Origin of the sequence: Enterobacter cloacae complex sp. IR53030 (genome assembly GCF_049238365.1) — a bacterium.
Classification (GTDB): domain Bacteria; phylum Pseudomonadota; class Gammaproteobacteria; order Enterobacterales; family Enterobacteriaceae; genus Enterobacter; species Enterobacter kobei.
Map to the genome: position 1 here is coordinate 95,993 of NZ_JBMKHA010000003.1, position 25,100 is coordinate 121,092.

The 25,100-nt window shown below is 53.5% G+C and carries 28 protein-coding genes; 11 read left to right on the forward strand and 17 right to left on the reverse strand.

Annotation, left to right across the window (positions count from 1 at the left end; genetic code table 11):
• The first annotated feature begins 95 nt into the window (after positions 1 to 95).
• Complete coding sequence (gene pepT / locus ACOTXR_RS04115; protein WP_058690428.1) at positions 96 to 1,319, forward strand: peptidase T; 1,224 nt, start codon at positions 96 to 98, stop codon at positions 1,317 to 1,319.
• 89 nt (positions 1,320 to 1,408) lie between these two features.
• Here pepT and ACOTXR_RS04120 read toward each other — a convergent pair whose 3' ends face one another.
• The 8 genes from ACOTXR_RS04120 to rluE all read right to left on the reverse strand — a co-directional run bounded on the left by ACOTXR_RS04120 (position 1,409) and on the right by rluE (position 9,216).
• Complete coding sequence (locus ACOTXR_RS04120) at positions 1,409 to 2,530, reverse strand: cupin domain-containing protein (protein ID WP_014883418.1); 1,122 nt, start codon at positions 2,528 to 2,530, stop codon at positions 1,409 to 1,411.
• A gap of 91 nt (positions 2,531 to 2,621) precedes the next feature.
• Positions 2,622 to 4,085: a two-component system sensor histidine kinase PhoQ gene (phoQ, locus tag ACOTXR_RS04125; protein ID WP_014883419.1), complete on the reverse strand. Its 1,464-nt coding sequence runs from the start codon at positions 4,083 to 4,085 to the stop codon at positions 2,622 to 2,624.
• Entirely contained in the window at positions 4,086 to 4,757 is a 672-nt protein-coding gene (phoP, locus tag ACOTXR_RS04130; protein WP_014883420.1) for a two-component system response regulator PhoP, read from the reverse strand.
• Between the two features lie 123 nt (positions 4,758 to 4,880).
• Positions 4,881 to 6,251 (reverse strand): adenylosuccinate lyase, encoded by a 1,371-nt coding sequence (purB, locus tag ACOTXR_RS04135; protein WP_421766998.1) that lies wholly within the window; start codon positions 6,249 to 6,251, stop codon positions 4,881 to 4,883.
• A gap of 19 nt (positions 6,252 to 6,270) precedes the next feature.
• On the reverse strand, positions 6,271 to 6,900 hold the full coding sequence (hflD, locus tag ACOTXR_RS04140; protein WP_014883422.1) for a high frequency lysogenization protein HflD: 630 nt from the start codon (positions 6,898 to 6,900) through the stop codon (positions 6,271 to 6,273).
• 26 nt (positions 6,901 to 6,926) lie between these two features.
• Positions 6,927 to 8,039 (reverse strand): tRNA 2-thiouridine(34) synthase MnmA, encoded by a 1,113-nt coding sequence (gene mnmA, locus ACOTXR_RS04145; protein ID WP_014883423.1) that lies wholly within the window; start codon positions 8,037 to 8,039, stop codon positions 6,927 to 6,929.
• A 40-nt stretch (positions 8,040 to 8,079) separates the two neighbouring features.
• Complete coding sequence (locus tag ACOTXR_RS04150) at positions 8,080 to 8,553, reverse strand: NUDIX hydrolase (protein WP_014883424.1); 474 nt, start codon at positions 8,551 to 8,553, stop codon at positions 8,080 to 8,082.
• 9 nt (positions 8,554 to 8,562) lie between these two features.
• Positions 8,563 to 9,216, reverse strand: a complete 654-nt coding sequence (gene rluE, locus ACOTXR_RS04155) for a 23S rRNA pseudouridine(2457) synthase RluE (protein WP_014883425.1) — start codon at positions 9,214 to 9,216, stop codon at positions 8,563 to 8,565.
• A 117-nt stretch (positions 9,217 to 9,333) separates the two neighbouring features.
• On the opposite strand from rluE, the gene icd reads away from it, so the two are divergent.
• The 3 genes from icd to ACOTXR_RS04170 all read left to right on the forward strand — a co-directional run bounded on the left by icd (position 9,334) and on the right by ACOTXR_RS04170 (position 11,324).
• Positions 9,334 to 10,584 (forward strand): NADP-dependent isocitrate dehydrogenase, encoded by a 1,251-nt coding sequence (gene icd, locus ACOTXR_RS04160; protein WP_014883426.1) that lies wholly within the window; start codon positions 9,334 to 9,336, stop codon positions 10,582 to 10,584.
• A gap of 77 nt (positions 10,585 to 10,661) precedes the next feature.
• A complete protein-coding gene (locus ACOTXR_RS04165; protein ID WP_014883427.1) occupies positions 10,662 to 11,009 on the forward strand; it encodes a DUF1304 domain-containing protein in 348 nt (115 codons plus the stop codon).
• 69 nt (positions 11,010 to 11,078) lie between these two features.
• Entirely contained in the window at positions 11,079 to 11,324 is a 246-nt protein-coding gene (locus ACOTXR_RS04170) for a YmjA family protein (protein ID WP_058690427.1), read from the forward strand.
• A gap of 1 nt (position 11,325) precedes the next feature.
• Here the strand turns inward: ACOTXR_RS04170 and ACOTXR_RS04175 are convergent, their stop codons facing one another.
• Positions 11,326 to 12,825 carry an EAL domain-containing protein gene (locus tag ACOTXR_RS04175; RefSeq protein ID WP_048996956.1) on the reverse strand — a complete coding sequence of 500 codons (1,500 nt, stop codon included), beginning with the start codon at positions 12,823 to 12,825 and terminating at the stop codon, positions 11,326 to 11,328.
• 192 nt (positions 12,826 to 13,017) lie between these two features.
• Between ACOTXR_RS04175 and ACOTXR_RS04180 the strand changes: the two genes are divergently transcribed.
• Together ACOTXR_RS04180 and ACOTXR_RS04185 are read left to right on the forward strand one after the other, a co-directional pair.
• Positions 13,018 to 14,502, forward strand: a complete 1,485-nt coding sequence (locus ACOTXR_RS04180; protein WP_373371628.1) for a sensor domain-containing diguanylate cyclase — start codon at positions 13,018 to 13,020, stop codon at positions 14,500 to 14,502.
• Between the two features lie 280 nt (positions 14,503 to 14,782).
• Entirely contained in the window at positions 14,783 to 15,031 is a 249-nt protein-coding gene (locus ACOTXR_RS04185) for a GlsB/YeaQ/YmgE family stress response membrane protein (protein WP_008500746.1), read from the forward strand.
• Between the two features lie 127 nt (positions 15,032 to 15,158).
• Here ACOTXR_RS04185 and ACOTXR_RS04190 read toward each other — a convergent pair whose 3' ends face one another.
• Both ACOTXR_RS04190 and ACOTXR_RS04195 read right to left on the reverse strand, forming a co-directional pair.
• Positions 15,159 to 15,257, reverse strand: coding sequence for a YoaK family small membrane protein (locus ACOTXR_RS04190; protein ID WP_014883431.1), 99 nt, complete (start codon positions 15,255 to 15,257; stop codon positions 15,159 to 15,161).
• A 43-nt stretch (positions 15,258 to 15,300) separates the two neighbouring features.
• Positions 15,301 to 16,320: a sensor domain-containing diguanylate cyclase gene (locus ACOTXR_RS04195; protein WP_058690430.1), complete on the reverse strand. Its 1,020-nt coding sequence runs from the start codon at positions 16,318 to 16,320 to the stop codon at positions 15,301 to 15,303.
• Positions 16,321 to 16,483: 163 nt separating this feature from the next.
• Between ACOTXR_RS04195 and ACOTXR_RS04200 the strand changes: the two genes are divergently transcribed.
• Positions 16,484 to 16,738, forward strand: coding sequence for a DUF333 domain-containing protein (locus ACOTXR_RS04200; RefSeq protein WP_014883433.1), 255 nt, complete (start codon positions 16,484 to 16,486; stop codon positions 16,736 to 16,738).
• Positions 16,739 to 16,818: 80 nt separating this feature from the next.
• The gene (locus tag ACOTXR_RS04205; protein ID WP_045269430.1) at positions 16,819 to 17,124 is read left to right on the forward strand and encodes a periplasmic protein; all 306 of its coding nucleotides are present in this window, start codon (positions 16,819 to 16,821) and stop codon (positions 17,122 to 17,124) included.
• On the opposite strand, the gene ACOTXR_RS04210 is transcribed toward ACOTXR_RS04205, so the two are convergent.
• Positions 17,125 to 17,469 carry a DUF488 domain-containing protein gene (locus ACOTXR_RS04210; protein WP_047344170.1) on the reverse strand — a complete coding sequence of 115 codons (345 nt, stop codon included), beginning with the start codon at positions 17,467 to 17,469 and terminating at the stop codon, positions 17,125 to 17,127.
• Positions 17,470 to 17,570: 101 nt separating this feature from the next.
• On the opposite strand from ACOTXR_RS04210, the gene ACOTXR_RS04215 reads away from it, so the two are divergent.
• Positions 17,571 to 18,278 carry a CTP synthase C-terminal region-related (seleno)protein gene (locus ACOTXR_RS04215; RefSeq protein ID WP_023332733.1) on the forward strand — a complete coding sequence of 236 codons (708 nt, stop codon included), beginning with the start codon at positions 17,571 to 17,573 and terminating at the stop codon, positions 18,276 to 18,278.
• 32 nt (positions 18,279 to 18,310) lie between these two features.
• On the opposite strand, the gene ACOTXR_RS04220 is transcribed toward ACOTXR_RS04215, so the two are convergent.
• Positions 18,311 to 19,498: a CynX/NimT family MFS transporter gene (locus tag ACOTXR_RS04220; protein WP_014883437.1), complete on the reverse strand. Its 1,188-nt coding sequence runs from the start codon at positions 19,496 to 19,498 to the stop codon at positions 18,311 to 18,313.
• Positions 19,499 to 19,597: 99 nt separating this feature from the next.
• Between ACOTXR_RS04220 and ACOTXR_RS04225 the strand changes: the two genes are divergently transcribed.
• On the forward strand, positions 19,598 to 20,389 hold the full coding sequence (locus ACOTXR_RS04225; RefSeq protein WP_023332735.1) for an AraC family transcriptional regulator: 792 nt from the start codon (positions 19,598 to 19,600) through the stop codon (positions 20,387 to 20,389).
• On the opposite strand, the gene ACOTXR_RS04230 is transcribed toward ACOTXR_RS04225, so the two are convergent.
• A complete protein-coding gene (locus ACOTXR_RS04230) occupies positions 20,373 to 20,819 on the reverse strand; it encodes a DUF441 domain-containing protein (RefSeq protein ID WP_023332736.1) in 447 nt (148 codons plus the stop codon). The two genes, ACOTXR_RS04225 and ACOTXR_RS04230, sit on opposite strands and share 17 nt — an antisense overlap.
• A 144-nt stretch (positions 20,820 to 20,963) precedes the next feature.
• Here ACOTXR_RS04230 and yoaI point away from each other — a divergent pair, with 144 nt between their 5' ends.
• Positions 20,964 to 21,068: a small membrane protein YoaI gene (gene yoaI, locus ACOTXR_RS04235; protein WP_023332737.1), complete on the forward strand. Its 105-nt coding sequence runs from the start codon at positions 20,964 to 20,966 to the stop codon at positions 21,066 to 21,068.
• Between the two features lie 16 nt (positions 21,069 to 21,084).
• Here yoaI and ACOTXR_RS04240 read toward each other — a convergent pair whose 3' ends face one another.
• The 3 genes from ACOTXR_RS04240 to yeaG all read right to left on the reverse strand — a co-directional run bounded on the left by ACOTXR_RS04240 (position 21,085) and on the right by yeaG (position 24,977).
• Complete coding sequence (locus ACOTXR_RS04240; protein ID WP_023332738.1) at positions 21,085 to 21,585, reverse strand: YbaK/prolyl-tRNA synthetase associated domain-containing protein; 501 nt, start codon at positions 21,583 to 21,585, stop codon at positions 21,085 to 21,087.
• 99 nt (positions 21,586 to 21,684) lie between these two features.
• Complete coding sequence (locus ACOTXR_RS04245) at positions 21,685 to 22,968, reverse strand: YeaH/YhbH family protein (RefSeq protein WP_014883442.1); 1,284 nt, start codon at positions 22,966 to 22,968, stop codon at positions 21,685 to 21,687.
• Positions 22,969 to 23,042: 74 nt separating this feature from the next.
• Entirely contained in the window at positions 23,043 to 24,977 is a 1,935-nt protein-coding gene (yeaG, locus tag ACOTXR_RS04250) for a protein kinase YeaG (RefSeq protein WP_014883443.1), read from the reverse strand.
• Between the last annotated feature and the right edge of the window lie 123 nt (positions 24,978 to 25,100).

Below are 25,100 nucleotides of genomic sequence, written 5' to 3' on the forward strand. Positions count from 1 at the left end.
AAAATATTCTCGTTTGCGGGATAAAAGTGACCTGACGCAATATTTGCGTTTTGATGCTTATTGATAATGTTGTCACAAAAAGTGAGGGTGACTGCATGGATAAATTACTTGAGCGTTTTTTACAGTACGTTTCGCTGGATACCCAATCTAAACCGGGTTTCCGCCAGGTGCCAAGCACCGAAGGCCAGTGGAAGTTATTAAACCTGCTTAAAGAGCAGCTCGACGCCATGGGGCTGGTTAACGTCACGTTAAGCGAAAAGGGCACTGTGATGGGGACGCTGCCGGCGAATGTCCCGGGTGATATCCCGGCGATTGGCTTTATCTCCCATGTCGACACCTCTCCGGATTTTAGCGGTAAACATGTGAACCCGCAGATTGTTGAAAACTACCGCGGCGGTGATATTGCGCTGGGCATTGGCGACGAAGTGCTCTCTCCCGTGATGTTCCCGGTCCTGCACCAGCTGCTCGGTCAGACGCTCATCACCACCGACGGGAAAACGCTGCTGGGCGCGGATGATAAGGCGGGGATCGCGGAGATCATGACGGCGCTGGCGGTGCTGAAAGGCAAAAACATTCCGCACGGGGATATCCGGGTTGCTTTCACGCCGGACGAAGAGGTGGGGAAAGGCGCGAAACATTTCGATGTGGAGGCTTTTAACGCGCAGTGGGCCTACACCGTCGATGGCGGTGGCGTGGGCGAGCTGGAGTATGAAAACTTTAACGCCGCTTCGGTCACCATTAAAATTGTCGGGAACAACGTTCACCCCGGCTCAGCCAAAGGGGTGATGGTGAATGCGCTGTCGCTGGCGTCGCGTATTCATGCTGAAGTCCCCGCGCAAGAGAGCCCGGAGATGACAGACGGGTATGAAGGTTTCTATCACCTGACCAGCATTAAGGGCACCGTGGATAGCGCCCAGATGCACTACATCGTGCGCGATTTTGACCGTAAAGCCTTTGAAGCGCGCAAGCGTAAGATGATGGAGATCGCCAAAAAGGTAGGCAAAGGGCTGCATCCTGACTGCTACATTGAACTCATCATCGAAGACAGCTATTACAATATGCGTGAGAAGGTGATGGCGCATCCGCACATAATTGATATCGCCCGGCAGGCAATGCGCGACTGCGATATTGAACCGATCTTAAAACCGATTCGTGGCGGTACCGACGGTTCGCAGCTGTCATTTATGGGATTGCCGTGCCCGAACCTGTTTACCGGTGGCTACAACTACCACGGCAAGCATGAGTTTGTGACGCTGGAAGGAATGGAAAAAGCGGTGAAGGTGATTGTGCGCATAGCGGAGTTAACCGCGAAGCGGTGAGACATTGCCCGGTGGCGCTGCGCTTACCGGGCCTAAGATCGAAAAGTAGGCCGGGTAAGGCGAAGCCGCCACCCGGCACATCTCAAGACTCAGTCCTCAAAAAACCAATACCCGCTGTTAACCAGCGCGGCCAGCATGGCGAGGAATGAGGGATCTTCCAGCGCATCGCCAAAGGTTTCAGCAGTCAGAACCATATGGCTGGCAATCGCTTCCAGTGCAGGACGGTGCGGGGAATCCAGCTTCTCGCCATTGACGAAGACCTCTTCACCGATGCGCAGCACGCGCAACCCGCCCAGACGAACCAGCTTGTCGCCCTGCTGAAGGGCATCATAAATCTCGTCAGCCTGATAAGGCGGCTCCGGAGGCGCCACGTCCAGCTCGTGGCGGGACTGGCTAATAAACTCGCCAAACCACTGTCTGAAATGTTCCGGCTCGTTGATCAGATCCAGCATCATACCGCGCAGCTTGTCCAGCTCTGCTGGCAGAATATCTGCCGGATGTTCGCGCGCAGGCACATCCGGATCGCTGTAGCGATAGCTGCCCAGCTCGCGTTGCAGAACATAGTCGGCAAAGCCGCTGATCATCTCGCGACCGCTTGGTGCGCGGAACCCAACCGAGTAGTTGAGCGAGTTTTCCAGGGAGTAACCCTCATGCGGGAACCCAGGCGGAATGTAGAGAATATCGCCTGGCTCCAGCTCTTCATCAATAATCCCTTCAAACGGATCCACCTGAAGCAGGTCCGGATGCGGACAGTGCTGTTTCATCGGCACTTTCTCGCCCACGCGCCAGCGGCGGCGACCCGTACCCTGAATAATAAACACGTCGTACTGGTCCAGGTGCGGACCCACGCCGCCACCCGGAACGGAGAAGGAGATCATCAGATCGTCCATCCGCCAGTCGGGCAGGGCGCGGAACGGGCGCATTAGCGCGGCAGTGGGTTCGTGCCAGTGGTTGACGGCCTGCACCAGCAGCGACCAGTTGTTTTCACCGAGATGATCATAGCTTTCGAAAGGACCGTGACTGACCTGCCATTTCCCGTCCTGGTGACTGACCAGGCGGCTGTCGACTTCGTTTTCCATGGCCAGACCGGCCAGTTCGTCAGGCGAGATAGGGTCGACAAAGTTGCTGAACCCACGTTTCAGAACCACCGGGCGTTTTTGCCAGTAACGTTCAATAAACTCGGGCCAGTTAAGCGTTAAGTGATAATCCATATTTTTTTATTCCGCAGGTTCTTACTGACACGGATTATAACGGAAGCTCAGCCCCCCGGCTGCGAGATCCTCGCATTTTTCACATAACGGGTTAACTATCGTTCGATGTGGGCTGCTGGCGACCAAAAATCACTTCCATTCTGGCGCCGCCCAGCAAACTTTCGCTGGTTTCAATTTTTCCATCGTACTGGTCGACAATTTCACGTGCGACGGCTAACCCCACCCCCTGGCCGGGGCGCAGCGTATCGGCGCGCTGGCCGCGATCGAACACCACATCACGTTTATTGCGCGGGATCCCCGGGCCATCATCTTCAACGATAATATGTAACTCGTTATCCGTCTGACGCGCAGACACTTCCACAAACTCCAGGCAGTATTTACAGGCGTTATCCAGCAGGTTGCCCATGACTTCCATGAAGTCATTCTTTTCGCCGACAAAGCTTATCTCAGGCGAGATATCGAGGCTGATGTTCACCCCTTTACGCTGGTACACCTTGTTGAGGGCGGACGTAAGATTATCCAGCAGCGGTGCCACCGGGTGCAGCTCGCGGCTCAGAAGCGCGCTGCCGGAACGCATACTGGCGCGGTGCAGGTAATAGCCAATTTGCTGTGAGATTCGACTGATCTGCTCCAGCATCACCGGCTCGGCATCATCAACGCTCAGCTTTGAACTGCGCATTGAACGCAGGGTACTTTGCATCACGGCCAGCGGTGTTTTCAGGCTGTGAGTGAGGTCAGTCAGAGTTGTACGGTACTTATCATAGCGTTCACGTTCACTTTTCAGCAGGCGATTGAGATTACGTACCAGACTTGTCAGCTCACGGGTGGTTTCCGGATTGAGTTTTTCGCGATGGTGTTCCTCAAGCTCGCGCACCTCTCGCGCCAGGGATTCAATGGGGCGCAAGCTCCACCACGCCGCCACCCAAAGCAGCGGGATTACCAGCAGCAGGTTAGCGGCCAGAACATAAACGAACCAGCTCCAGACCCTGTAGGAGCGCTTGAGCTCGACAGGAATGGTGTCGATCACCACAATGGTCAACTGCGGCATGTTCATCGTCGCCGGGTAGATATTAATCGCCACGGAGTGCGTCATCTCCGTTTCGGCATCATCCTCGCGGATTTCATTGAGTTTCTGCTGCATAGAGCGATCTTCGCGAATCAGCGAGCTGGTGGTGTTAAGATCGGCTTCTATCTCATGAAAACCATTGGTTTTAAGCCACTCCGGACGAATGCTTTTAACCAGCCACGGGATATCTCTTTGCGCCCACAGCAACTTCCCTTTTTCGTTGTAAATCAGGGCTAAAGTAGGGCTCTGTTGATTCAGGTTCTCGGGCATTTCAACGCTGATACGGTTGTTTTCCCATTTCGCCAGAGTGTAAAACAGATTACTTTCGCCACGTAACAGTCGAAAAGTTGTTTTATCGAAGCTGACGCTGTAACCCACCAGGGCGACCATACCGTAGGAGAGCGACAGCACCAGCACCACTGCGGCCGTTGCCAGCAAAAAACGAACCCGCAGTGAGAGGGGCAGAATATGGCGCAAAATCTGTCTCATTTAGCGTAATTCAAACAGGTAGCCCTGGCCGCGGACGGTCGTGATCACATCCTGCGGGTACTGCGCCTGAATTTTCTTACGCAAACGCCCCATCAGCACATCAATAGTATGGCTCTCGCGCAGCTCCGCGTCCGGGTAGAGCTGGAGCATTAAGGAGTCTTTGCTCACAACCTTGCCACTGTTACGGATCAGCGTTTCCATGATGGTGTATTCGAATGCGGTCAGCTTGATCACTTCATTGTTAATCGAGAGCTCGCGTCGGGAGAGATCCACCTGGAAAGGCGGAATGGAGATAACCTGTGAAGCCAGCCCGCTGTTGCGGCGTAATAGCGCCTGCATGCGCGCGGCCACTTCTTCAATATGGAACGGCTTGGTGACGTAATCATCCGCACCGGCGCTGAGCACTTCAACTTTGTCCTGCCAGCCTTCGCGGGCGGTCAGAACCAGCACCGGGAGAGAAACATCATGGCTGCGCCAGCGACGAATTAACGACAGACCGTCTTCATCAGGCAAGCCTAAATCGACAATGGCGATATCCGGCAGATGTTCATTGAGATAATAATCGGCTTCTTTTGCATCTTCAGCATCGTCCACCTGATGTCCCATCTCCTGAAGCTGAACCTTCAGGTGGTGGCGTAGCAATGCGTTATCCTCAACAACCAGTACGCGCATCATCTTTTCTCCCAGAATATGTAGTACGAATAGTTTAACGCTGATTATGTTGCCGTGGGGATAAACATTCAGTAAACCGGGGAAAAGCAACCCCCTTTCCGGGCGGAAAGGGGGGAAGGGGTGTTACTTCAGCTCGTCGACCATGGTAATGGCGCGGCCAATGTAGTTCGCCGGCTTCATGGCTTTCAGGCGCGTTTTCTCTTCTTCTGGCAGTGCCAGACCGTCAATAAACTGTTTCATGCCTTCAGCATCTACACGCTTGCCGCGAGTCAGCTCTTTCAGTTTTTCATACGGCTTTTCGATGCCGTAGCGACGCATCACGGTCTGAATCGGCTCCGCCAGCACTTCCCAGTTGTGATCCAGTTCGTCCAGCAGACGATCGCGATTCACTTCCAGTTTGCTCACGCCTTTCAGGGTGGACTGGTAAGCGATCAGCGCGTAGCCAATGCCCACGCCCAGGTTACGCAGCACGGTGGAATCGGTCAGGTCACGCTGCCAGCGGGATACCGGCAGTTTGCTCGCCATATGCTGCAGCACGGCATTCGCCAGGCCCAGGTTGCCTTCGGAGTTTTCGAAGTCGATTGGGTTCACTTTATGCGGCATGGTGGAAGAACCAATTTCACCGGCGATGGTTTTCTGCTTGAAGTGGTTCAGCGCAATGTAGCCCCACACGTCACGATCGAAGTCGATCAGAATGGTGTTGAAGCGCGCGATGCAGTCAAACAGCTCAGCGATATAGTCGTGCGGTTCAATCTGCGTGGTATACGGGTTCCACTGAATACCCAGGGAGGTGACAAACTCTTCGCTGAACTGGTGCCAGTCCACTTCCGGGTAAGCGGCGATGTGGGCATTGTAGTTACCGACTGCACCGTTGATTTTGCCAAGAATTTCAACCTGTTCCAGTTGGCGGTACTGGCGCTCCATGCGGTACGCCACGTTCGCCATCTCTTTACCCATGGTGGAAGGGGTGGCTGGCTGGCCGTGAGTACGGGAAAGCAGCGGAATGTCGCGGTATTCCACGGAGAGCGCTTTCACCGCGTCGATGATCTTACGCCAGTAAGGCAGCACAACCTCTTTACGCGCGGTAGAGAGCATCAGCGCGTGAGACAGGTTGTTGATATCTTCAGAGGTACAGGCGAAGTGAATGAACTCTGACACCGCGTGCAGGGCAGGGACGCTTTCCACTTTCTCTTTCAGGAAGTACTCAACCGCTTTCACGTCGTGGTTGGTGGTGCGTTCAATGGTCTTAATGCGCGCGGCATCTTCTTCGCTAAACTCAGCAACGATTTTATCAAGGTAATCGTTTGCCTTTTCGTCAAAAGCAGGAACTTCCTTGATTGCTGCCTGGGCGGCCAGCTTCTGCAGCCAGCGTACTTCAACCTGAACACGGAACTTCAGCAAACCATATTCGCTGAAGATCCCGCGCAGCGCGCTGACTTTATCGCCGTAGCGTCCATCGACAGGGGATACGGCGGTCAGTGAGGATAATTCCATAATTCGCAACTCCGGGAGGTTAACAATGAGCAAGAATTTGTTTTGCCTGAGTGGTCAGGCGATTACGAGAAAACATTAACTGCAGACGGCCACCGCCAACCTGATGCCACAGCACGGCGGCGCGGATCCCTGCCAGCAGGGACGCACGTACTTTTGCCTGCACCTGTGGGCTTTGCAGCACGGCAGGGGATCCGGTGACCTGAATACGTGGGCCCAGCGGGCTGATGACATCAACGTAAATACCGGCCATCGCGCTCAGCAGCGTTTCGGATTGCAGATCAAAATGGTCGAGTTGACGCTGGAGCCCGCCGATACGATCGCCCAGGGTATTGAGCGCGCCTTTCGCCGCGCTCAACTTACGCTCAAGTACCATCAGGCTTAAGGTGTAGCGGGTCAGTTCTGCATTTAACCCTTGACGACTACTGGCGTTAAGCACGCCAAGCAGGGTTTCAAGACCGAGACGAAGATTGGTTTCACTCCCACCAAATACACCCAGAGTTGAACCGGGGTTAAGGTCGATAACGCTGTTGAGTGAAACGTGCAGGGCATCGGCATCGCAATGACCTTGATGCGCCAGCTGTTGCACCAGACGGGCAGACTGGCAAATTCCTGCCAGCGCCAGGGTGATGTCGTAGTAGTTCTTCGCCACATGGTCTCCTTTATGTGTGCACTCTGTTAAACAGCGGGCAGCGGCAGGCGCTGTTCAATGATCCCGCCGCCCAGGCAGATTTCGCCGCTGTAGAAGACAGCAGACTGACCCGGGGTGACGGCGGCAACCGGCTCGTCAAAACGCACGTCAATGCGATCGTCATCGAGCGCGGTAACGGTGCAAGGAATATCGGTCTGACGGTAGCGCGTTTTCACCGTGCAGCGCAGCGTGCCTTTCAGCGGCTCGCGATCGACCCAGTGCAGCTGTTGCGCGATAAGGCCAACGGACATCAGACGCGGATGGTCGTGCCCCTGGGCGACAACCAGAATATTGTTTTCGACATCTTTGTCGACCACATACCACGGATCTTCGCTGCCATCTTTGGTTCCACCGATACCCAGACCTTTGCGCTGGCCTAAAGTATGGTACATCAGCCCCTGGTGCTGGCCGATCTCATCGCCATCAACGGTGACAATTTTACCCGGCTGTGCAGGCAGGTAGCGGCCAAGGAAATCACGGAATTTGCGCTCACCGATGAAGCAGATGCCGGTAGAGTCCTTTTTCTTTGCGGTGATCAGGTCCAGCTCTTCCGCGATTTTACGTACCTGCGGCTTTTCCAGCTCGCCAACCGGGAACAGGCTCTGGGCGATCTGTTCGTGGCTCAGGGTATAAAGGAAGTAGCTCTGATCTTTGTTGCCGTCCAGACCGCGCAGCAGTTGGCTTTTGCCATTCACATCTGCACGACGCACGTAGTGGCCGGTCGCAATGTAGTCTGCGCCCAGATCTTCCGCAGCGAATTCCAGGAAGGCTTTAAATTTGATCTCTTTGTTGCACAGAATATCCGGGTTCGGGGTGCGCCCCGCTTTGTACTCTTCCAGGAACAGTTCAAAGACGTTATCCCAGTATTCTGCAGCAAAGTTAACGGTGTGCAGTTCAATGCCGAGCTTATCGCACACGGCCTGCGCATCGGCGAGATCCGCAGCGGCAGTGCAGTATTCCTCGCCATCATCTTCCTCCCAGTTCTTCATGAACAGGCCCTCCACCTTATAGCCCTGTTGCTGTAACAGGTAGGCGGAAACGGAGGAATCGACACCGCCGGACATGCCGACGATCACTTTTTTCTGGCTGTTATCTGACATGGAATACTCACGACATTGAACTTCAAGGCGGCGTATTCTATCACGCCCCCCCACCATTGGCACCCTCTGTAAACGGCCAGTTAAATGCGCCGATGACTTCCAGCGGTAAGCGGCCAGCAGACTGCCAGCAGCGAATGCTTTCCGCAACCAGCGGCGAGCGCAGGTTTGGCGCGTTAAGGATCTCCTCGGCAGTCACCCACAGGCAGCGGTCGATATCGTCATCCTGCGGCTCTGTGGCGCACATTTCGCTAAGCTCGACGGCAAACAAGAAGCGCAGGAACGGGGTGCTATCGGGCGCAATCCACTGATGCAGTCGGATAAAGTGCTGGGGTTCAGCGTGTATGCCGGTCTCTTCCCACAGCTCGCGTTTTGCTGCCTGCAGTAAGGTCTCATTGGCTTCAAGGTGCCCGGCTGGCTGGTTCCACAGCGCTTTACCGTTAATGCTCTCTTCGACCACAAGGAATTTACCCTGGGCGTGGACCACGCAGGCGACCGTAACATGAGGTTTAAACATAGTGACTCCTTAAGCGGTAACGTCTCGCCATTCACCGTTTGCCAGCGTTTCCAGGGTGTAGCTGCCCATGGCGTAGCGAATCAGACGCAGAGTAGGGAAGCCGACGTGAGCGGTCATGCGCCGAACCTGACGGTTGCGGCCTTCATAAAGGGTGATTTTGAGCCAGCTTGTCGGAATGGATTTGCGTTCGCGGATGGGCGGATTGCGCGGCCATAGCCACTCCGGTTCATTCACGCGTTCAATACCTGCAGGCAGGGTTGGGCCATCGTTCAGCGTTACGCCACGGCGTAATTTCTCCAGCGTTTCTTCGTCCGGTTCGCCTTCGACCTGCACGAAGTAAATTTTGCCCGTGCGTTTTCCCGGCTGTGTGAGCTTTGCCTGCAGAGCGCCGTCGTTGGTTAAAACTAAAAGTCCTTCGCTGTCCCGGTCCAGACGCCCGGCGGCGTACACGCCCTGAACGGGAATGTAATCCTTCAGCGTGCTGCGTCCGGCCTCATCGGTGAACTGCGGCAAAACATCGTAGGGTTTATTGAACAAAATAACCCGCTTCGGCTGGGTTTCTTGCGGTCTTCTGGCGGCTTGTCGCGAGCTGAATCGCTCAACCCGGTGTTTTGTAAAAGAAGTTTTCTTCATGGTATTTTCAGGCGTTATCAATTGCCGCATTATAGCCTAATAACGAAGACCTTTCATGGCGCAGGACATTCAGGTACTATCGAAGGGCTCATTACAATTTATTAACATAAGATCAGTAACAACCAGAAGCGCTCGAAGGAGAGGTTAATGGAAAGCAAAGTAGTTGTTCCGGCGGAAGGTAAAAAGATCACCCTGCAAAACGGCAAGATTAACGTTCCTCACAATCCGATTATCCCGTTCATTGAAGGTGACGGTATCGGTGTAGACGTTACCCCGGCAATGCTGAAAGTGGTTGATGCCGCTGTTGAGAAAGCCTACAAAGGCGAGCGTAAAATTTCCTGGATGGAAATTTACACCGGTGAGAAATCGACTCAAGTTTATGGCCAGGACGTCTGGCTGCCAGCAGAAACGCTGGACCTGATCCGCGACTACCGCGTTGCTATCAAAGGCCCATTGACCACCCCAGTCGGCGGCGGTATCCGCTCCCTGAACGTGGCACTGCGTCAGGAGCTGGACCTGTACGTCTGTCTGCGTCCGGTGCGTTACTATCAGGGCACCCCAAGCCCGGTTAAGCACCCTGAACTGACCGATATGGTTATCTTCCGCGAAAACTCAGAAGACATCTACGCGGGCATCGAGTGGAAAGCAGACTCTGCAGACGCAGAAAAAGTGATTAAATTCCTGCGCGAAGAGATGGGCGTGAAGAAAATTCGCTTCCCTGAACATTGCGGTATCGGCATCAAGCCATGCTCCGAAGAAGGGACTAAACGTCTGGTGCGCGCGGCTATCGAATACGCGATCACCAACGACCGTGACTCTGTGACTCTGGTTCACAAAGGCAACATCATGAAGTTCACCGAAGGTGCCTTCAAAGACTGGGGTTACCAGTTGGCGAAAGAAGAGTTCGGCGGTGAGCTGATCGACGGTGGCCCGTGGCAGAAGATTAAGAACCCGAACACCGGCAAAGAGATCATCGTTAAAGATGTGATCGCCGATGCGTTCCTGCAGCAGATCCTGCTGCGTCCTGCTGAATACGACGTGATTGCCTGTATGAACCTGAACGGTGACTACATCTCTGACGCCCTGGCAGCACAGGTTGGCGGTATCGGAATCGCCCCTGGTGCAAACATCGGTGACGAGTGCGCTCTGTTCGAAGCGACCCACGGTACTGCTCCTAAATATGCAGGTCAGGACAAAGTGAACCCAGGCTCTATCATCCTGTCCGCAGAGATGATGCTGCGTCATATGGAGTGGTTCGAAGCGGCAGACCTGATCGTGAAAGGTATGGAAGGCGCGATCAACGCCAAAACCGTAACTTACGATTTCGAACGTCTGATGGAAGGCGCTAAACTGCTGAAATGTTCAGAGTTTGGCGACGCGATCATCGCGAACATGTAATCCAGACTCTGGGTTAAACAAGAGCGGGGGCCTGAGGGTTCCCGTTTTTTTTGCCTCTGCCTGCAGGAAATAACACGATGCTAGCCACTGTTCTTATCGCTGTCGTTGCATTTATCCATCTTTACATCCTTGTGCTGGAAATGTTTCTGTGGGACACCAGAACCGGGCATAAGGCGTTTAATCTCAGCCCGGAATTTGCGCGTGAAACCCGCGTGCTGGCCGCGAATCAGGGGCTATACAACGGTTTTCTTGCGGCGGGTTTGCTCTGGAGCCTCTGGCTCGGTGAAGAGGGTGTTCATGTGGCCATCTTCTTCCTGGCCTGCGTGCTGATTGCCGGTCTCTTTGGCGCAGTGACCGCCAGCCGGAAGATTCTGTATGTTCAGGCTTTACCTGCGCTTGCCGCCCTGCTTGCGCTGCTTATCTGAAGCAACGCGTTGGTCAACCGTGCGTCGTCCGATATACTTGTGGCTTCATCCTGAGAGGTTTAGACAGTTATGAATAACGACATCCCATTGAAGTATTATGACATCGTCGAAGAATACGCGACGGAAGCCGCAAAGCCTGTCAGTGAGTCAGAGCAGGACCCACTGGCGCATTATTTCCAGCTGCTGCTCACGCGGTTATCAAATAATGAGGAGATTGATGAGGAAGCTCAGCAAGAGATGGCGCGTGAAGCCGGGGTTCATGCTAAACGTATTGATGATATTGCGAACTTCCTTAATCAGTGGGGAAATGAATAGCCTACCGCGCCAGACCCAGGAGCCGCTTCGCAAGCTCACGGCGGGAAACAGATTTTGAAAAATACCATCCCTGAACCAGAGCCTCAGGATATCGTTCAGCAATAAAGCGGAATTGTATTTCGTTCTCAACGCCTTCGAAAACCAGCGTTTTATTCAGTTTTGCGAGGGCGTCGCTAAAGATCACAAAAATGTTCTGCTTATAATGCTCACTGATGCCATCGACCAGCGACTTGTCGATTTTGATCTCATCATATTCAAGAAGCGAAAGCCTGGCCAGGTTGGAGTTTTGCACACCGAAGTCATCAATGGATATTCTGACACCAAGGGACTTTAACTTCTGACAGAAGCCCTCCAGAATATTCGCGGTGGAAACGGCTTTTTCAGAGAGTTCGACTTTTATCAGAGACAGCGGAATGTTGTTGGCTAAACATCCACGGCGCAAAATGCTGATAAATTGTCCATCTTCAATTTCCATTCGACCAACATTGAGCGAAACGACCAGTTGATGCTTAAGCACCAGCGGTGCGATGTCCTTAAGGGATTTCTCAAGAATATGGGTATAATATTTTTTATACAAACCAATTTTCTGGATTAATGGAATAAACAATTCCGGCGAGACGTCACCGTGTTTTGCGTCGCGCCATCTCGATAAAACCTCCACGCCCACTATTTTGCTATCCTGAATGCGAATTATGGGCTGGTAGTGAACGCCAATAGTGTTGGTTAAGACGGCTTTAACCAACGTCCGTTCCAGTGAAAAGCGGTCTTCATTGAGTCGAAAGAAAAATAACGTTATCGCAATCCAGATAAAACATAAAATAGCCACGAGAAAGGCAAACACCGCGGGAGATAACGAGGCCAGTCCTGCATGGTGATGCTTCACAATGACGCATAAATCCCAGGAAGCGCTGCACTGTGTGAGGGTGAGGGTAAATAACGTGGAATGTACCCCATCCTGTTCTTTTACCTCATGGGTTGCTGAAAAAAATATTCTGGCAAAGTCTTTGGTGGTTGCGCTGAGGGAGTAATTGTTGGTAACCGGGGTGAATTTATCGTAAGCGTAGCGGGAGGAGAAGATAATAAGATTATTGTAGATGGCCGCATTGCCCGTGAAAAAATCTTTTCTGGAAAATTGCGCGAGCAGGAATCCTCTGGGTGTTTTATGGAGCTCTGCTGGCAGGGGGACTGGGTTAGCGAGTTTTCCCCAAAAAGCGGTACAGATTATTTTTCCCTGCTCTATAAAACCGATGTCTGCAAAATAGAGGCTGTCGAGCTTAATCTGTCTGTAGCGATCAAGGCTGGCTTTGTCGCATCCCTGAGTGGTCAGGCCTTTGAGTGTCTGCGCCACGCTCTGAGACAGGCCTTCTGAATACTGTAAAAGGGTCTGGGAAATCTCACGCAGTTTGCTTTTCTGCTGGCCCATGATAACCGCATTGACCGTATAAAGAGACAGAAAGACCAGAAACGCTGAAACGATAGTAACGGCAACGATCTTTTTCATTTTCCAGATACCTTGTCCGCTCCCTGATTTTTCAAATCTTATCACAGGCTGGGCTTGCTACAACCCCGATAATATGGGTAGTCAGCCTAATCCAGGTGGATGAACTATGCTTAAGTGCAATTCATTTTCCTCTTAACCTGAGCTTTGTTACAGTGACAAGAGTTGTCAGCCAGGAATGTCAGGCGTGATAAGGTGGAAAAGCTCGTGCATGTCAAAAATACTTTTTACACAACAACCATTACCGTCATCATTGTCTCGTTGATCATTTCATTGTCGCTTGCCGTGCAGATTGCAACCTCCCGACAGCAGTCAATCCAGCAGATCAATACCAGCGTTGCCAACCTGAGCCATACCCTGAATGTCTATACAGAAGGGATCATACGCCAAAGTGAAATGTTGATTACCACCGTTTCCGACACCCTTGAAATTTATGGCATGACTCCGCAACAGGCGACCAATATTCAGCGAATGATAAGCAATCAGGATAACCTTCTTACCCAGATTAATAATGTGGTTGTCTATGATGCGCAGGGGGATATCTTCACCGCCTTGCACGAAAGTTTTGCAGGTCCCCGTAAAGGCGCGGACCGGTCATTCTTTGTCTATCACAAGGAAAATAAAAGCCAGCAGATATTTATTGGCGAGCCAGTGATAAGCAGAACCAATGGTAAATGGGTTATTACCATTAGCCGACGCCTTGAGACTCACACGGGGGCATTTAACGGCGTCGTGGTGGTGACCCTGGGTATCGAAAACTTTCTGGCCCTTTATGGACAGATCAATATCGGACACGCAGGCGTTATTGGCTTAACGACACAAACAGGCGTTTTACTGATTCGCTACCCCTTTAAAAATACCTATATCGGCACGATTTTTTCTGATTCACCTCTCTTCAGGAAATACCTGAAAGTACAAAATACAGGGATAGCCAGCTCCGTTTCCCGGTTTGATAAAATCGAACGCATTTATGCCTATGAGAAAAACAGCCGCTACGGACTGGTCACGACGGTGGCGGTCAGCGCGGATGAAGCCCTTTCCCCCTGGCGCAAGCAGGCGATTCAGCTTGCCTTACTTATTTTCGTTTTTACCGCGATACTCATCGTGGCGTCTTATTTCCTGTATTCCGACTTATCCAGAAAAACACGGGATAACAAAGCGCTAAAGATTATTGCCTCGGAGGATGCCCTGACCGGGCTTTATAACCGACGTATTTTCGATGAAAAAATTCTCTCCGACATCGCGATGTGTGCGGCAGAGGACGCGCCGATTTCGCTCCTCCTCGTGGATGTGGACTACTTCAAAAAGTACAACGATAACTATGGTCACCCGGAAGGGGACAGGTGTCTGGCATTACTGGGAAACTGCCTCAGGGAAAGCCTCACTCGCGACAACCAGCTTGTGGCGCGATATGGCGGGGAGGAGTTTGCATTGATATTGCCTGAATCGGATATCCAGGAGGCGCTCCGCCTTGCACAGGCGATTATTCGCAATGTCTTCTCACTCCACATTGAACACGCGTTCAGTCCTTTCGGGCGGGTCACGGTGAGTGTAGGCATCTCCACTGCGCGTGCTGTCGACATCGCGGGCAGTCAGCAGAATATTATTATTGCCGCGGACCAGGCGCTCTATCAGGCAAAACGCGGAGGCCGTAACCGGCACGCTTTTGTTGGGGTATAACCCAAAAAAAAGCCCACGAAAGCGTGGGCAAGAAATACTGGAAGCAATGTGAGCAATGTCGTACTGAATACCTGAGTATTTCTCTCAACTATTCAGTGTTGAGAAAGATAATCTTTCTCAACAAAAGATGCAACCCCACATTTCCTGGGGAAGGGCATTTTGATGGCAAAATGCGCATCCGGCCAGTGTGAGGCTTATCACAAATTTCCTTTCTCAAATCCTGTGCTATCCTTTTTTGTGTCGTTGATTTAATGACAAAAACCATACAGAGAGGAAAGTTATGGGAATTTTATCCTGGATTATCTTTGGGCTTATTGCGGGTATTCTGGCGAAGTGGATCATGCCGGGCAAAGATGGCGGTGGGTTTATCGTCACCGTAATACTGGGTATTGTCGGCGCGGTAGTCGGCGGCTGGATCAGTACGCTGTTCGGCTTCGGGAAAGTAGATGGCTTTAACTTCGGCAGCTTTGCGGTTGCGGTGATCGGCGCGCTGGTTGTGCTGTTTATCTACAGAAAGATCAAAAGTTAAAACTGAAGCGTTAAAAAAGGTTGCCGGATGGCGGCCTTTTTACATCACGGGTTCACCACCAGCCAAGCTGCGTGCCAGCAAAGGCCACAATGGCGATGATTAACATAATGAGCGTGGTTTTTCTCATTTATGCCCCCGGTGCAGCGTAACCACCGACAAAAAACCACGCCAGAAACACGACCGCCGTTATAAAAATAACGACAGGGAAGAGGATCCCTATTCTCATATCATCACCTTTTTCTTTTTATAACGCCGTAGAGTGTACGGGGTTAATCCATCGCGAGAAAGCGTGTTTTGCTTTTTCCTTTCTTATCCTGATACATCGCCACATCAGCAGCACGTAATGCGCTGTCCGGATCGGTTACGTCTGGGTCCACTTCGATGACGCCGAGGCTGGCTCCCGGATAAATAAGGTTAATGTTACCCAGCCAGTATTCCCCTGCAATGCGGGCGCTGAAGCGCGCTTTAAGCTGATTCATGTGCTCCTCATTGTCGACATGACTCAGAGAGGCCACCAGAAATTCATCGCCGCCCAGCCGACCAATGATATCGTCCTGCTGTTTTTCTGCGGTCAAACGCTTGCCCACTTCAATCAGGAACAGGTCGCCTGCTTCATGCCCATACCGATCGTTAATCAGTTTAAAATCGTCCAGGTCGATAAACGCAATGATGGCGTTACGTTTCAGGTGCCGAGCCAGGGAAAACAGAGTAGTCAGATCCTCAAAGATGGCGCGACGGTTGGGCAGGCCGGTAAGGGCATCGGTATAAGAGTGTGCGATGAGCGCCGCGTTGGCTTCCCGAAGCTGGTTCACCAGAGATTCTTTCTGAATGTACTGACCAATCAACCCGGCGAATAATTTTAACATCTGTTCACCGCGCTCGCTGAGCGGCTTTTTAGCCGTGCTGGTGGCGCAAAGCGTACCGTAAAGCGAGCCATCGGCGAGATGAACCGGAATGCTCATGTAAGTGGTAATACCGAGAGCTTTCGCCGCTTCGCACTCCGGCCAGCGCTCGGGGACATCGTTACTGAAGATGGTGTCGCTATCCAGCGCGCGCTTACACAGCGTTTCATCCCAGGGCACGCTCAGCCCCTCCGGGATCGTCATCTGCTTACTGTTTCGGGCATAAAGGATATGCTGCAGCCGCGCCTGGATATCCACCTTCGTCAGGTAAGTCGACTCCATATCGGTGACGATTTCCAGCATCTCCAGCAGCTGACGAACGAGACTTTCAAGGGATTGCTCAGTAACGAGGGTTTCTGAAACACGGGCAAGGATAATATCCGACATGACGTAGAAAGACTCCCAGGCAGAAGACGTCTGCATCTGCATGTTATGCTGAATTCTTAGGCTTCAGGCATAGTAAAACATGAATGCAGAAAATTTTATATATGGAGAAAGCGGCGCTGAGCCGTTACCCTTAGGCAAAGATGATGTCACAAGGATCGATGCGATGAGATTTCTGCTTCTGGCGCTGACGCTTCCCCTGGTCGCCTGTACCGCAAAAACAACCCCACCCGATGCGCCCAAACCGCCACAGGCCGTAGGTATGGCGAACCCGGCTTCCGTTTACTGTCTGGAAAAGGGCGGGGAACAGATCCCGATTCAAAGCCCGCAGGGTGTTCGTACCGAGTGCAAGCTGCCGGGTGGTGAAGTGATCGACGAATGGACGCTCTATCGTCGCGATCATCCGCAACCCACCAGGTGACAGAGGGGCAGGTGCTGCGATACACTTCTCTTTAGGATTATTCTTAGCCAGTATCTGGCTACTGTTACCGCGAGAGAAGTATGTTTCAGCTTAAACCGGGCAGCATGGCGATGATCATCGGTGCCCGCACGGCGTCTGGCCGTCGCAATATTGGTAAATCTGTTGAGTTGTTTGGTCTTTGCCAGCCTGGCCTGCGTTTTGTAAACCCGGTTAACGGCGTGATGACGCAATTACCCGCAAGTGCGGATCGCGCGCTTTGGCTGGTCACCGGAGACGTCTACGCCTTTGACAATCAGCACGGCTTTGCGTTTGTTCGCGCCGAACATCTGATGCCGCTCACCCCTGATCAAGCCCCGCAAATGCGGGATGAGCTGACAATCAGCTGATCACAAATGGCGTAGCCAGTCGGCTAAAACCAGGGCGTGATTCTGTTCCGTGTTTTTCGCGCCATAGAGGAGGGTGAGAGTCTGCTTGTGTGCCAGCGCCGCAAGACGCCTTCCCTCGTCCTTATGCTGCGCCAGTTCCTCCTGATAGGCTTTACTGAAAGTCGAAAAATCAATAGCTTCGCTATGATACTCCTGACGTAATGCGTTCGATGGCGTGAGTGTTTTACACCATTCGTCATGGGCGAGGTCCGTTTTTTTAACCCCGCGCGGCCAGAGTCTGTCCACCAGCACCCGATAGCCATCGTCCTGGCTTGCCTGCTCATAGACGCGTTTGCACTGAATCATAATTCCACCCTCCCAATTTAAGGTATTGTGATAATTGCAGAAGATCGGTAGTCTGAGGTTCCTTATGTTATCTGATAATACTCTGGCATAAGGAAACTTTCATGGAACACCTCCCGGTTAAAACGACGCTCCGCATTGCGCTGGTTGGCGATTACAATCCTGATGTTATTGCACACAAGGCGATCCCGCTGGCCATTGACGATGCTGCGGCCGTTCTTGACCTCACCGCCGATTACGACTGGCTTGCTACCCCGGAATTAACCAGTTCTGAGGATCTGGTGGGCTACGATGCCATCTGGCTGGTTCCTGCGAGCCCCTATAAAAACACAGAGGCCGCCTTTATCGCCGCACGCTACGCCCGTGAAAACAGTATTCCGTTCCTGGGGACCTGCGGTGGGTTCCAGCATGCGCTGATTGAGTATGCCCGTAACGTGCTGGGCTGGCACGATGCGGCACATGCTGAGACGGATACCGAAGGCACTATGGTGATCGCGCCGCTGACCTGCTCGCTGGTGGAAATATCCGATGCCATTGAACTGCGCAGCAATACGCTGATCGCCAAAGCCTACGGCAAACCCGAAATTGAAGAGGGATATCACTGCAACTATGGTGTGTCGCCGGAATTTGCTCAGGCGCTGGAGAGCGGTGATATGCGCGTGACGGGCTGGGACGAACAGGGGGAAATCCGTGCGGCGGAGCTGATAACCCACCCGTTCTTTGTGATCACTTTGTTCCAGCACGAGCGTGCTGCGCTGGAAGGACGTCCGGTGGTTCTCGTACAGGCAATGCTTCGCGCGGCGCGGGGCTAAAACAGGGCAGACCCGATGGTCTGCCTTCGTGTTTAGCGGGGCGCGATTTCCCGGTCGCGCCCGGCAAGTATCCCGCAGACGGCCATGACGATCGCGGCCAGCGCACAGGCGAGAAGGGGGATGCGCCAGTCTCCTACCGAATCGTGGATTTTACCCATCAACGGCGGTCCGCAGGCAGCGAGCAGGTAGCCGATAGACTGTGCCATACCGGACAATGCCGCCGCCTGATGCGCAGAGCTCGCGCGCAGACCGATGAACGTCAGGCCGAGGATCATCGTTGCCCCGGAGCCAAAGCCAAACACCAGCGTCCACATCACCGCCATATCCGGTATAAACCACAATCCCGCTGCGCTTACCGCGCACATCAGCGCCACTGCACCGGCGATCGTCCGCTGATCTTTCAGCCGATGGAGGATCAGCGGAACGGCAAGTCCCGGCACGGCTGTCGCCAGCTGTAAAAGACCATGCACCGAACCTGCCTGCGCCTCGCTGTAGCCGTGGCTAAGCAGTATCGCCGGCAGCCAGCCGATGATGACGTAATAGATAAGGGAGTTAATCCCCAGAAAGAGCGTCACCTGCCAGGCGAGAGCAGAACGCCAGATTGCGCGGTTATGTAACGCGCCTGCGCCTGTTACCGTCGCAACATGTTTCTGACGCCACTGCGGCAGCCAGAGCAGCAAGGCGAGCAGCGGAAACACCATCAGCATCAGCAGCGCGCCCTGCCAGCCCGCATGACCCTGGGCCAGCGGCACGATTAGCGCCGATCCTAACGCGGCGGCTGCCCCCATCGTCAGGGAATAGGCACCGGTGAGTTTCGCCACCTGGCCCGGAAAGTCACGTTTAATTAAACCTGGTAACAGCACGTTCCCAAGCGCGATCCCGCAGCCAATCACTGCCGTGCCGATGAAAAGCAGGGCAGCGGAAGGCAGGGAGCGAATGGCTATTCCGGCGCAAATCAGCAACAGGGCGATAAACAGGCTACGCTCCATGCCAATACGTCGGGCCAGACCTGCGGCGAGCGGGGAGATCAGGGCAAAAGCCAACAGGGGCAGGGTGGTCAGCAGACCGGTTTGCGCCGTGCTTAAGCCATAATCAAGGCGAAGGGTATCCAGCAGCGGGGCTGCGCCGGTAAAGGTGACGCGAAGCGTGGTGGCGATCATCAGGATGCCTGCAATCAACAGCGCGCCGTGTTTTCCTGAGGTGCGAATAGCAGTAGTCATTATGTTCTCATACGTTCAAGCGAGCGCACACAATACCGATTTTCCCGGCGGTTGAAATCAGGCTAAAATGACAGTTTATCGCTAAAATCGGACAACATGATGATTGGACTGGGACTGGACGGCTACGATCCTGATAGCCAGCATGATGCGGCCGTCGCCTTTCGCATCCGTGTGGTGGCGGAGGAACAATATATTCCCCTGCATCATCACCGCAAGGGACAGCTGATTCTGGCGCTTGGCGGCGCGATTACCTGTGAAGTGGAAAATGCCATGTTGATGGTACCGCCCCAGTACGCGGTCTGGATCCCCGGGCAGATGCCGCACAGTAACAGGGCCACGCCGGGGGCGCAGCTCTGCTTTTTGTTCATTGAGCCCGGTGCCGCCAGTCTGCCCGACCGCTGTTGTACACTGAAAATGTCCCCTCTGGTGCGGGAGCTCATTTTATCTCTGGCAGAAAAATCGCAGGCACAGCTTCAGCTTGCGGCCACATCCCGACTGGTCGATGTCCTGTTTGATGAACTGCCGCTCCAGCGTCAGGAGCATTTACAGTTACCCGTCTCGCCCCATCCAAAAATCCGGCTGATGAGCGAGAAGATGGCTGAAGAGCCCGCGGCCTGGCAGACGCTGGCACAATGGGCAAGCCACTTCGCCATGAGCGAACGCAACCTGGCGCGACTGGTGGTAAAAGAGACCGGATTAAGCTTTCGTCGCTGGCGTCACCAGCTGCAGCTTATTGTGGCGTTACAGCATTTGATCGGCGGGAAATCGGTACAGCAGGTGGCGCAGTCACTGGGTTATGACTCGACCACCGCGTTTATTACCATGTTTAAGAAGGGGCTGGGTCAGACGCCGGCGCGTTACATGGCTAGCCTGACTACGACTTCCCGATAAACAGGGAGACCAGCCCGGCTGCAATCAGCGGGCCCACCGGCACGCCGCGAAAGAGCGCTACGCCCAGCACCGTGCCCACCAGCAGACCCGCAACCAGCGAAGGCTGGCTGCTCATCAGCGTAACGCCGCGCCCCCCGAGCCATGAGACAAAAACACCTACCGCGATAGCCACCAGCGATTTCCAGTTGACAAACGAGTGCAGCAGCGTTGAGGCGGGAAGCGTACCGCTGGCGATGGGCGCCATCACCCCGATGGTTAAAATGATTATCCCGATGGTGAGGCCTTGCTTTTCTATCCACGGGAAAAAGGTATTTAACGGCGTGACGCGTACGATAATCAGCACCAGAATCGAGATGGCGACGGTGGTGTTATGACTGATAAAACCCAGCGCGGCGAGTGCCAGGAGAATGAGCAGAGTAGGGTCAAACATAGGGAATCCTTGCCAAAATAATCGTCCTGCTTACTGTACGCGGAAAAAGGGCGGAGAACAGTTTTAAAAAGATTTTACCGCTGTCATAACCTTGTCATTTACTCGGTTTAAAACGAAGGCAGATATCGCAAAGGGGTCGCTATCATGAACGATCACATGTTTGTTGAAACGCTGATTATCTCCTCATCGTTTTTCGCCATTGCCGCGATTCTCGTCGCCTCCGTGCTGTTGCTGGAGAGAAAAGGCTGACAGTCAGCCTTCACGGTTAGACTTTATGGAAAGTCACCAGCTCAGGACGGGCGATGCGCAGGTAATCCTGGGTATCCATGATCACGGATTTTTCCAGCAGGCCGGCGTTAAACGCGATTTCGTCGAAACGCTCGAACAGCAGCGGGTCGGCGACCAGCGTCAGATCGGGGTGGAAACTAAAAGGCGGAATAGCGCCGAATACGCAGGCGGTAAGGGTACTTACCTCGGCCGGGCTGGCGAGGGAGGCTTTAAGCCCGCCGAAATGGCTGGCAAGCCGGCTCAGGTCTGCCTGCAGATCGGCGGCCAGGATCGCCAGAACATGTTTTTTAACACCGTTTCCCTTCACTTTGCAGACCAGGGCTTTTGCGCCCTGACGCAGATCGGTCCCGCGTATTTCACTTACCGCTTCACATTTCCCGACCGCCTCGTGCTCCATAACGCGAAAACGCGCGCCTTGCCCGGTGAGTAAGGTTATCAGTTGCTGGTGGGTTCCTGTCCCCATAACGTCGTCAGTCATCGTGATTTTCCCGGTGATAATCCAGTATGCAGATGGCTACATTAGCACGAGAAGAACGGCGTCGAAAGAAAACAGCCAGCGCGTTCGCTGGCTGTGAGATTATGCGTTGCTGTTAGCAGACTGCTTGTGGAAGAGCTCCCTGAACACCGGATAAATATCATCCTGGTCACGGATATGTTGCATGGCAAAATTATCAAACATCGATTGCAGATGTTCATACTCCCGCCACAGGGTCTGATGCGCGCGACGGGTAATTTCGATATAGCTGTAGTAACGCACCACCGGCAGAATTTTCTTCGCCAGGATGTCGTGACACAGCGGTGAGTCGTCGGCCCAGTTATCACCATCGGACGCCTGCGCGGCATAGATATTCCATTGCGCCGGGTCGTAACGCTCTTTCACGACTTCATCCATCAGCTTCAGCGCGCTGGAGACGATGGTGCCGCCGGTCTCCTGCGAGTAGAAGAACTCATGCTCGTCGACCTCTTTAGCCTGCGTATGGTGGCGAATATAGACCACTTCCACGTTCTTATAGGTTCTGCTCAGGAACAGGTAGAGCAGGATATAAAAACGCTTCGCCATATCCTTGGTGGCCTGGTCCATGGAGCCGGAGACGTCCATCAGACAGAACATCACTGCCTGGCTGGAGGGCTCTGGGCGTTTTTCATAATTCTTGTAACGCAGGTCGAACGTGTCGATAAACGGAACGCGATCGATCTTCGCTCTTAGCTCGGCAATCTCTTTGCGCAGGCGCTCCTCTTCCAGCAGTTGCGCCGGCTCCGTGTTTTCCACGACCTTCAGGCTACTCTCAAGTTCGCGCAGTTCACGACGTTTGCCTGCCGTCATGGCCGTGCGCCGCGCCAGCGAATTCTGCAACGAACGCACGACGCTGATGTTGGCGGGGACGCCGTTGGCGGTATAGCCCGCGCGATGGGTTTTGTACTCGTTAAGCTGACGATGCTGATTCTTTTTCAGATTCGGCAGCGCCAGGTCCTCAAACAGCAGGTCGAGGTATTCATCTTTTGAAATCTGGAAAACGAACTCATCCTGACCTTCACCGTCCTGGCTGGCCTGTCCCTGACCGCTTCCTGAACCACCGCCGCCGCCCTGAGGACGCTCAATTCTGTCGTTCTGAACGAAGTGGTCATTACCTGGGTGTACGCGATGGCGCAGACCGCCTCGCCCCTGATGAAACATCGGTTCGCTGATGTCATCGGTGGGGATGGAAACAGACTCGCCGCTGTCGACGTCGGTCACCGAGCGTTTGTTGATGGCCTCGGAGATCGACTGTTTAATTTGCGCTTTGTAACGGCGCAAGAAGCGCTGGCGGTTCACCGTGCTCTTGTTTTTGCCGTTAAGACGCCGGTCAATAAACCAGGTCATATACCCCCCGTACTGCATTTGCCAACTTGCGTTTTTGTTGGCCCGGCAGGCGCTAGCGCTGCCGGGCACTTGTTTTAGGACGATTTACGCACGCGCAGATACCATTCGCAGAGCAGGCGAACCTGTTTGCGGGTGTAGCCTTTTTCCATCATACGGTCGACAAAATCGTCGTGTTTCTTCTGCTCATCGGTTGAGGTTTTCGTGTTAAACGAGATAACCGGCAGCAGCTCTTCGGTATTGGAGAACATTTTCTTCTCAATAACGGTGCGCAGTTTCTCGTAGCTGGTCCAGTTCGGATTGCGTCCGTTGTTATGCGCTCTGGCGCGCAGGACGAAGTTCACAATCTCATTACGGAAGTCTTTCGGGTTGCTGATCCCGGCAGGCTTCTCGATTTTTTCCAGTTCCGCGTTCAGGGATTCACGGTCAAACAGCTGGCCGGTATCCGGGTCGCGGTACTCCTGATCCTGGATCCAGAAGTCAGCGTAGGTGACATAACGGTCGAAAATATTCTGTCCGTACTCTGAATAGGATTCCAGGTAGGCTGTCTGGATCTCTTTGCCAATGAACTCGGCGTATTTCGGGATCAGATAGCCTTTCAGGAACTCAAGATAGCGTTCAGCCTGCTCCTGCGGGAACTGCTCGCGTTCAATCTGCTGCTCCAGCACGTAGAACAAGTGAACCGGGTTGGCCGCCACTTCCGCATGGTCGAAGTTAAAGACGCGGGAGAGGATCTTAAACGCGAAACGGGTGGACAGGCCGTTCATCCCTTCATCGACCCCGGCGTAATCACGATACTCCTGATAGGATTTCGCTTTCGGATCGGTGTCTTTCAGGCTTTCGCCATCATAGACGCGCATTTTTGAGTATATGCTGGAGTTTTCCGGCTCTTTCAAACGCGAAAGGATAGAGAAGCGCGACAACGTTTCCAGCGTGCCTGGCGCGCAGGGAGCGTGCACCAGCTCACTGTGGTTGAGCAGTTTCTCGTAAATCTTGATCTCTTCGGAGATCCGCAGGCAATAAGGCACCTTGACGATGTACACGCGGTCAAGGAAAGCCTCATTGTTTTTATTATTACGGAAGGTCACCCATTCGGATTCGTTCGAGTGGGCGAGGATTATCCCGTTAAACGGCAGGGCGGAGATACCTTCCGTCCCGTTATAGTTCCCTTCCTGGGTCGCCGTCAGCAGAGGATGCAGCACTTTGATTGGTGCTTTAAACATCTCCACGAATTCCATGATCCCCTGGTTGGCGCGGCACAGCGCACCTGAATAGCCATAGGCATCCGGGTCATTTTGTGCGAAGTTTTCCAGCTTACGGATATCAACTTTACCCACCAGCGCCGAGATATCCTGGTTGTTCTCATCACCCGGTTCCGTTTTGGCGATGGCGATCTGCTCAAGGATAGACGGCCACACTTTCACCACGCGGAATTTGGTGATATCGCCCCCAAACTCATGCAGGCGTTTTGCCGCCCACGGCGACATGATGGTGCCGAGGTAGCGGCGCGGAATGCCAAACTCTTTATCCAGAATTTGCGCATCTTCCTGTGGATTAAACAGGCACAGCGGATGGTCGTTCACCGGGCTGCGTTCGCCATTAGCGCTCAACACATAAATCGGCACGCGCTGCATCAGCGACTTCAGGCGTTCAGCCAGCGAGGATTTACCGCCACCGACCGGGCCGAGTAAATAGAGGATCTGTTTCTTCTCTTCCAGACCCTGAGCGGCATGCTTCAGATAGGAGACAATCTGTTCAATGGCATCTTCCATGCCGTAGAACTCTTCGAACGCCGGATATCGGGCGACCACCCGATTCGAAAACAGACGGGAAAGCCGTGGCTCCAGGGCAGTATCAACCATGTTTGGCTCACCAATAGCCATCAATAGCCGTTCTGCCGCATTGGCATAGGCACTGCGATCTTGCCGACAAATGGTAAGAAACTCCTGCAGTGTGAACTCTTCGTCCTTGGCAGCTTCATAGCGCTGGCGATAGTGATCGAATATATTCATGGCATGCCGTCCTTTCGTTTTTTAGCACAGGATAAGAGCCGTTCGTATGAGTAGTGGAGGCTCCCGGAAGAGAATCTCTCGCACCTCACTGCCAGAGCAGCAACCTGTGTGCCAGGTCAGAGG

Bases quoted from the DNA above. Each gene is read 5' to 3' on its own strand.
- pepT (WP_058690428.1), top strand. From the start codon at position 96: ATGGATAAATTACTTGAGCGTTTTTTACAGTACGTTTCGCTGGATACC.
- ACOTXR_RS04120 (WP_014883418.1), bottom strand. From the start codon at position 2,530: ATGGATTATCACTTAACGCTTAACTGGCCCGAGTTTATTGAACGTTAC.
- phoQ (WP_014883419.1), bottom strand. From the start codon at position 4,085: ATGAGACAGATTTTGCGCCATATTCTGCCCCTCTCACTGCGGGTTCGT.
- phoP (WP_014883420.1), bottom strand. From the start codon at position 4,757: ATGCGCGTACTGGTTGTTGAGGATAACGCATTGCTACGCCACCACCTG.
- purB (WP_421766998.1), bottom strand. From the start codon at position 6,251: ATGGAATTATCCTCACTGACCGCCGTATCCCCTGTCGATGGACGCTAC.
- mnmA (WP_014883423.1), bottom strand. From the start codon at position 8,039: ATGTCAGATAACAGCCAGAAAAAAGTGATCGTCGGCATGTCCGGCGGT.
- ACOTXR_RS04150 (WP_014883424.1), bottom strand. From the start codon at position 8,553: ATGTTTAAACCTCATGTTACGGTCGCCTGCGTGGTCCACGCCCAGGGT.
- rluE (WP_014883425.1), bottom strand. From the start codon at position 9,216: ATGCGGCAATTGATAACGCCTGAAAATACCATGAAGAAAACTTCTTTT.
- icd (WP_014883426.1), top strand. From the start codon at position 9,334: ATGGAAAGCAAAGTAGTTGTTCCGGCGGAAGGTAAAAAGATCACCCTG.
- ACOTXR_RS04165 (WP_014883427.1), top strand. From the start codon at position 10,662: ATGCTAGCCACTGTTCTTATCGCTGTCGTTGCATTTATCCATCTTTAC.
- ACOTXR_RS04170 (WP_058690427.1), top strand. From the start codon at position 11,079: ATGAATAACGACATCCCATTGAAGTATTATGACATCGTCGAAGAATAC.
- ACOTXR_RS04175 (WP_048996956.1), bottom strand. From the start codon at position 12,825: ATGAAAAAGATCGTTGCCGTTACTATCGTTTCAGCGTTTCTGGTCTTT.
- ACOTXR_RS04185 (WP_008500746.1), top strand. From the start codon at position 14,783: ATGGGAATTTTATCCTGGATTATCTTTGGGCTTATTGCGGGTATTCTG.
- ACOTXR_RS04190 (WP_014883431.1), bottom strand. From the start codon at position 15,257: ATGAGAATAGGGATCCTCTTCCCTGTCGTTATTTTTATAACGGCGGTC.
- ACOTXR_RS04195 (WP_058690430.1), bottom strand. From the start codon at position 16,320: ATGTCGGATATTATCCTTGCCCGTGTTTCAGAAACCCTCGTTACTGAG.
- ACOTXR_RS04200 (WP_014883433.1), top strand. From the start codon at position 16,484: ATGAGATTTCTGCTTCTGGCGCTGACGCTTCCCCTGGTCGCCTGTACC.
- ACOTXR_RS04205 (WP_045269430.1), top strand. From the start codon at position 16,819: ATGTTTCAGCTTAAACCGGGCAGCATGGCGATGATCATCGGTGCCCGC.
- ACOTXR_RS04210 (WP_047344170.1), bottom strand. From the start codon at position 17,469: ATGATTCAGTGCAAACGCGTCTATGAGCAGGCAAGCCAGGACGATGGC.
- ACOTXR_RS04215 (WP_023332733.1), top strand. From the start codon at position 17,571: ATGGAACACCTCCCGGTTAAAACGACGCTCCGCATTGCGCTGGTTGGC.
- ACOTXR_RS04220 (WP_014883437.1), bottom strand. From the start codon at position 19,498: ATGACTACTGCTATTCGCACCTCAGGAAAACACGGCGCGCTGTTGATT.
- ACOTXR_RS04225 (WP_023332735.1), top strand. From the start codon at position 19,598: ATGATTGGACTGGGACTGGACGGCTACGATCCTGATAGCCAGCATGAT.
- ACOTXR_RS04230 (WP_023332736.1), bottom strand. From the start codon at position 20,819: ATGTTTGACCCTACTCTGCTCATTCTCCTGGCACTCGCCGCGCTGGGT.
- yoaI (WP_023332737.1), top strand. From the start codon at position 20,964: ATGAACGATCACATGTTTGTTGAAACGCTGATTATCTCCTCATCGTTT.
- ACOTXR_RS04240 (WP_023332738.1), bottom strand. From the start codon at position 21,585: ATGACTGACGACGTTATGGGGACAGGAACCCACCAGCAACTGATAACC.
- ACOTXR_RS04245 (WP_014883442.1), bottom strand. From the start codon at position 22,968: ATGACCTGGTTTATTGACCGGCGTCTTAACGGCAAAAACAAGAGCACG.
- yeaG (WP_014883443.1), bottom strand. From the start codon at position 24,977: ATGAATATATTCGATCACTATCGCCAGCGCTATGAAGCTGCCAAGGAC.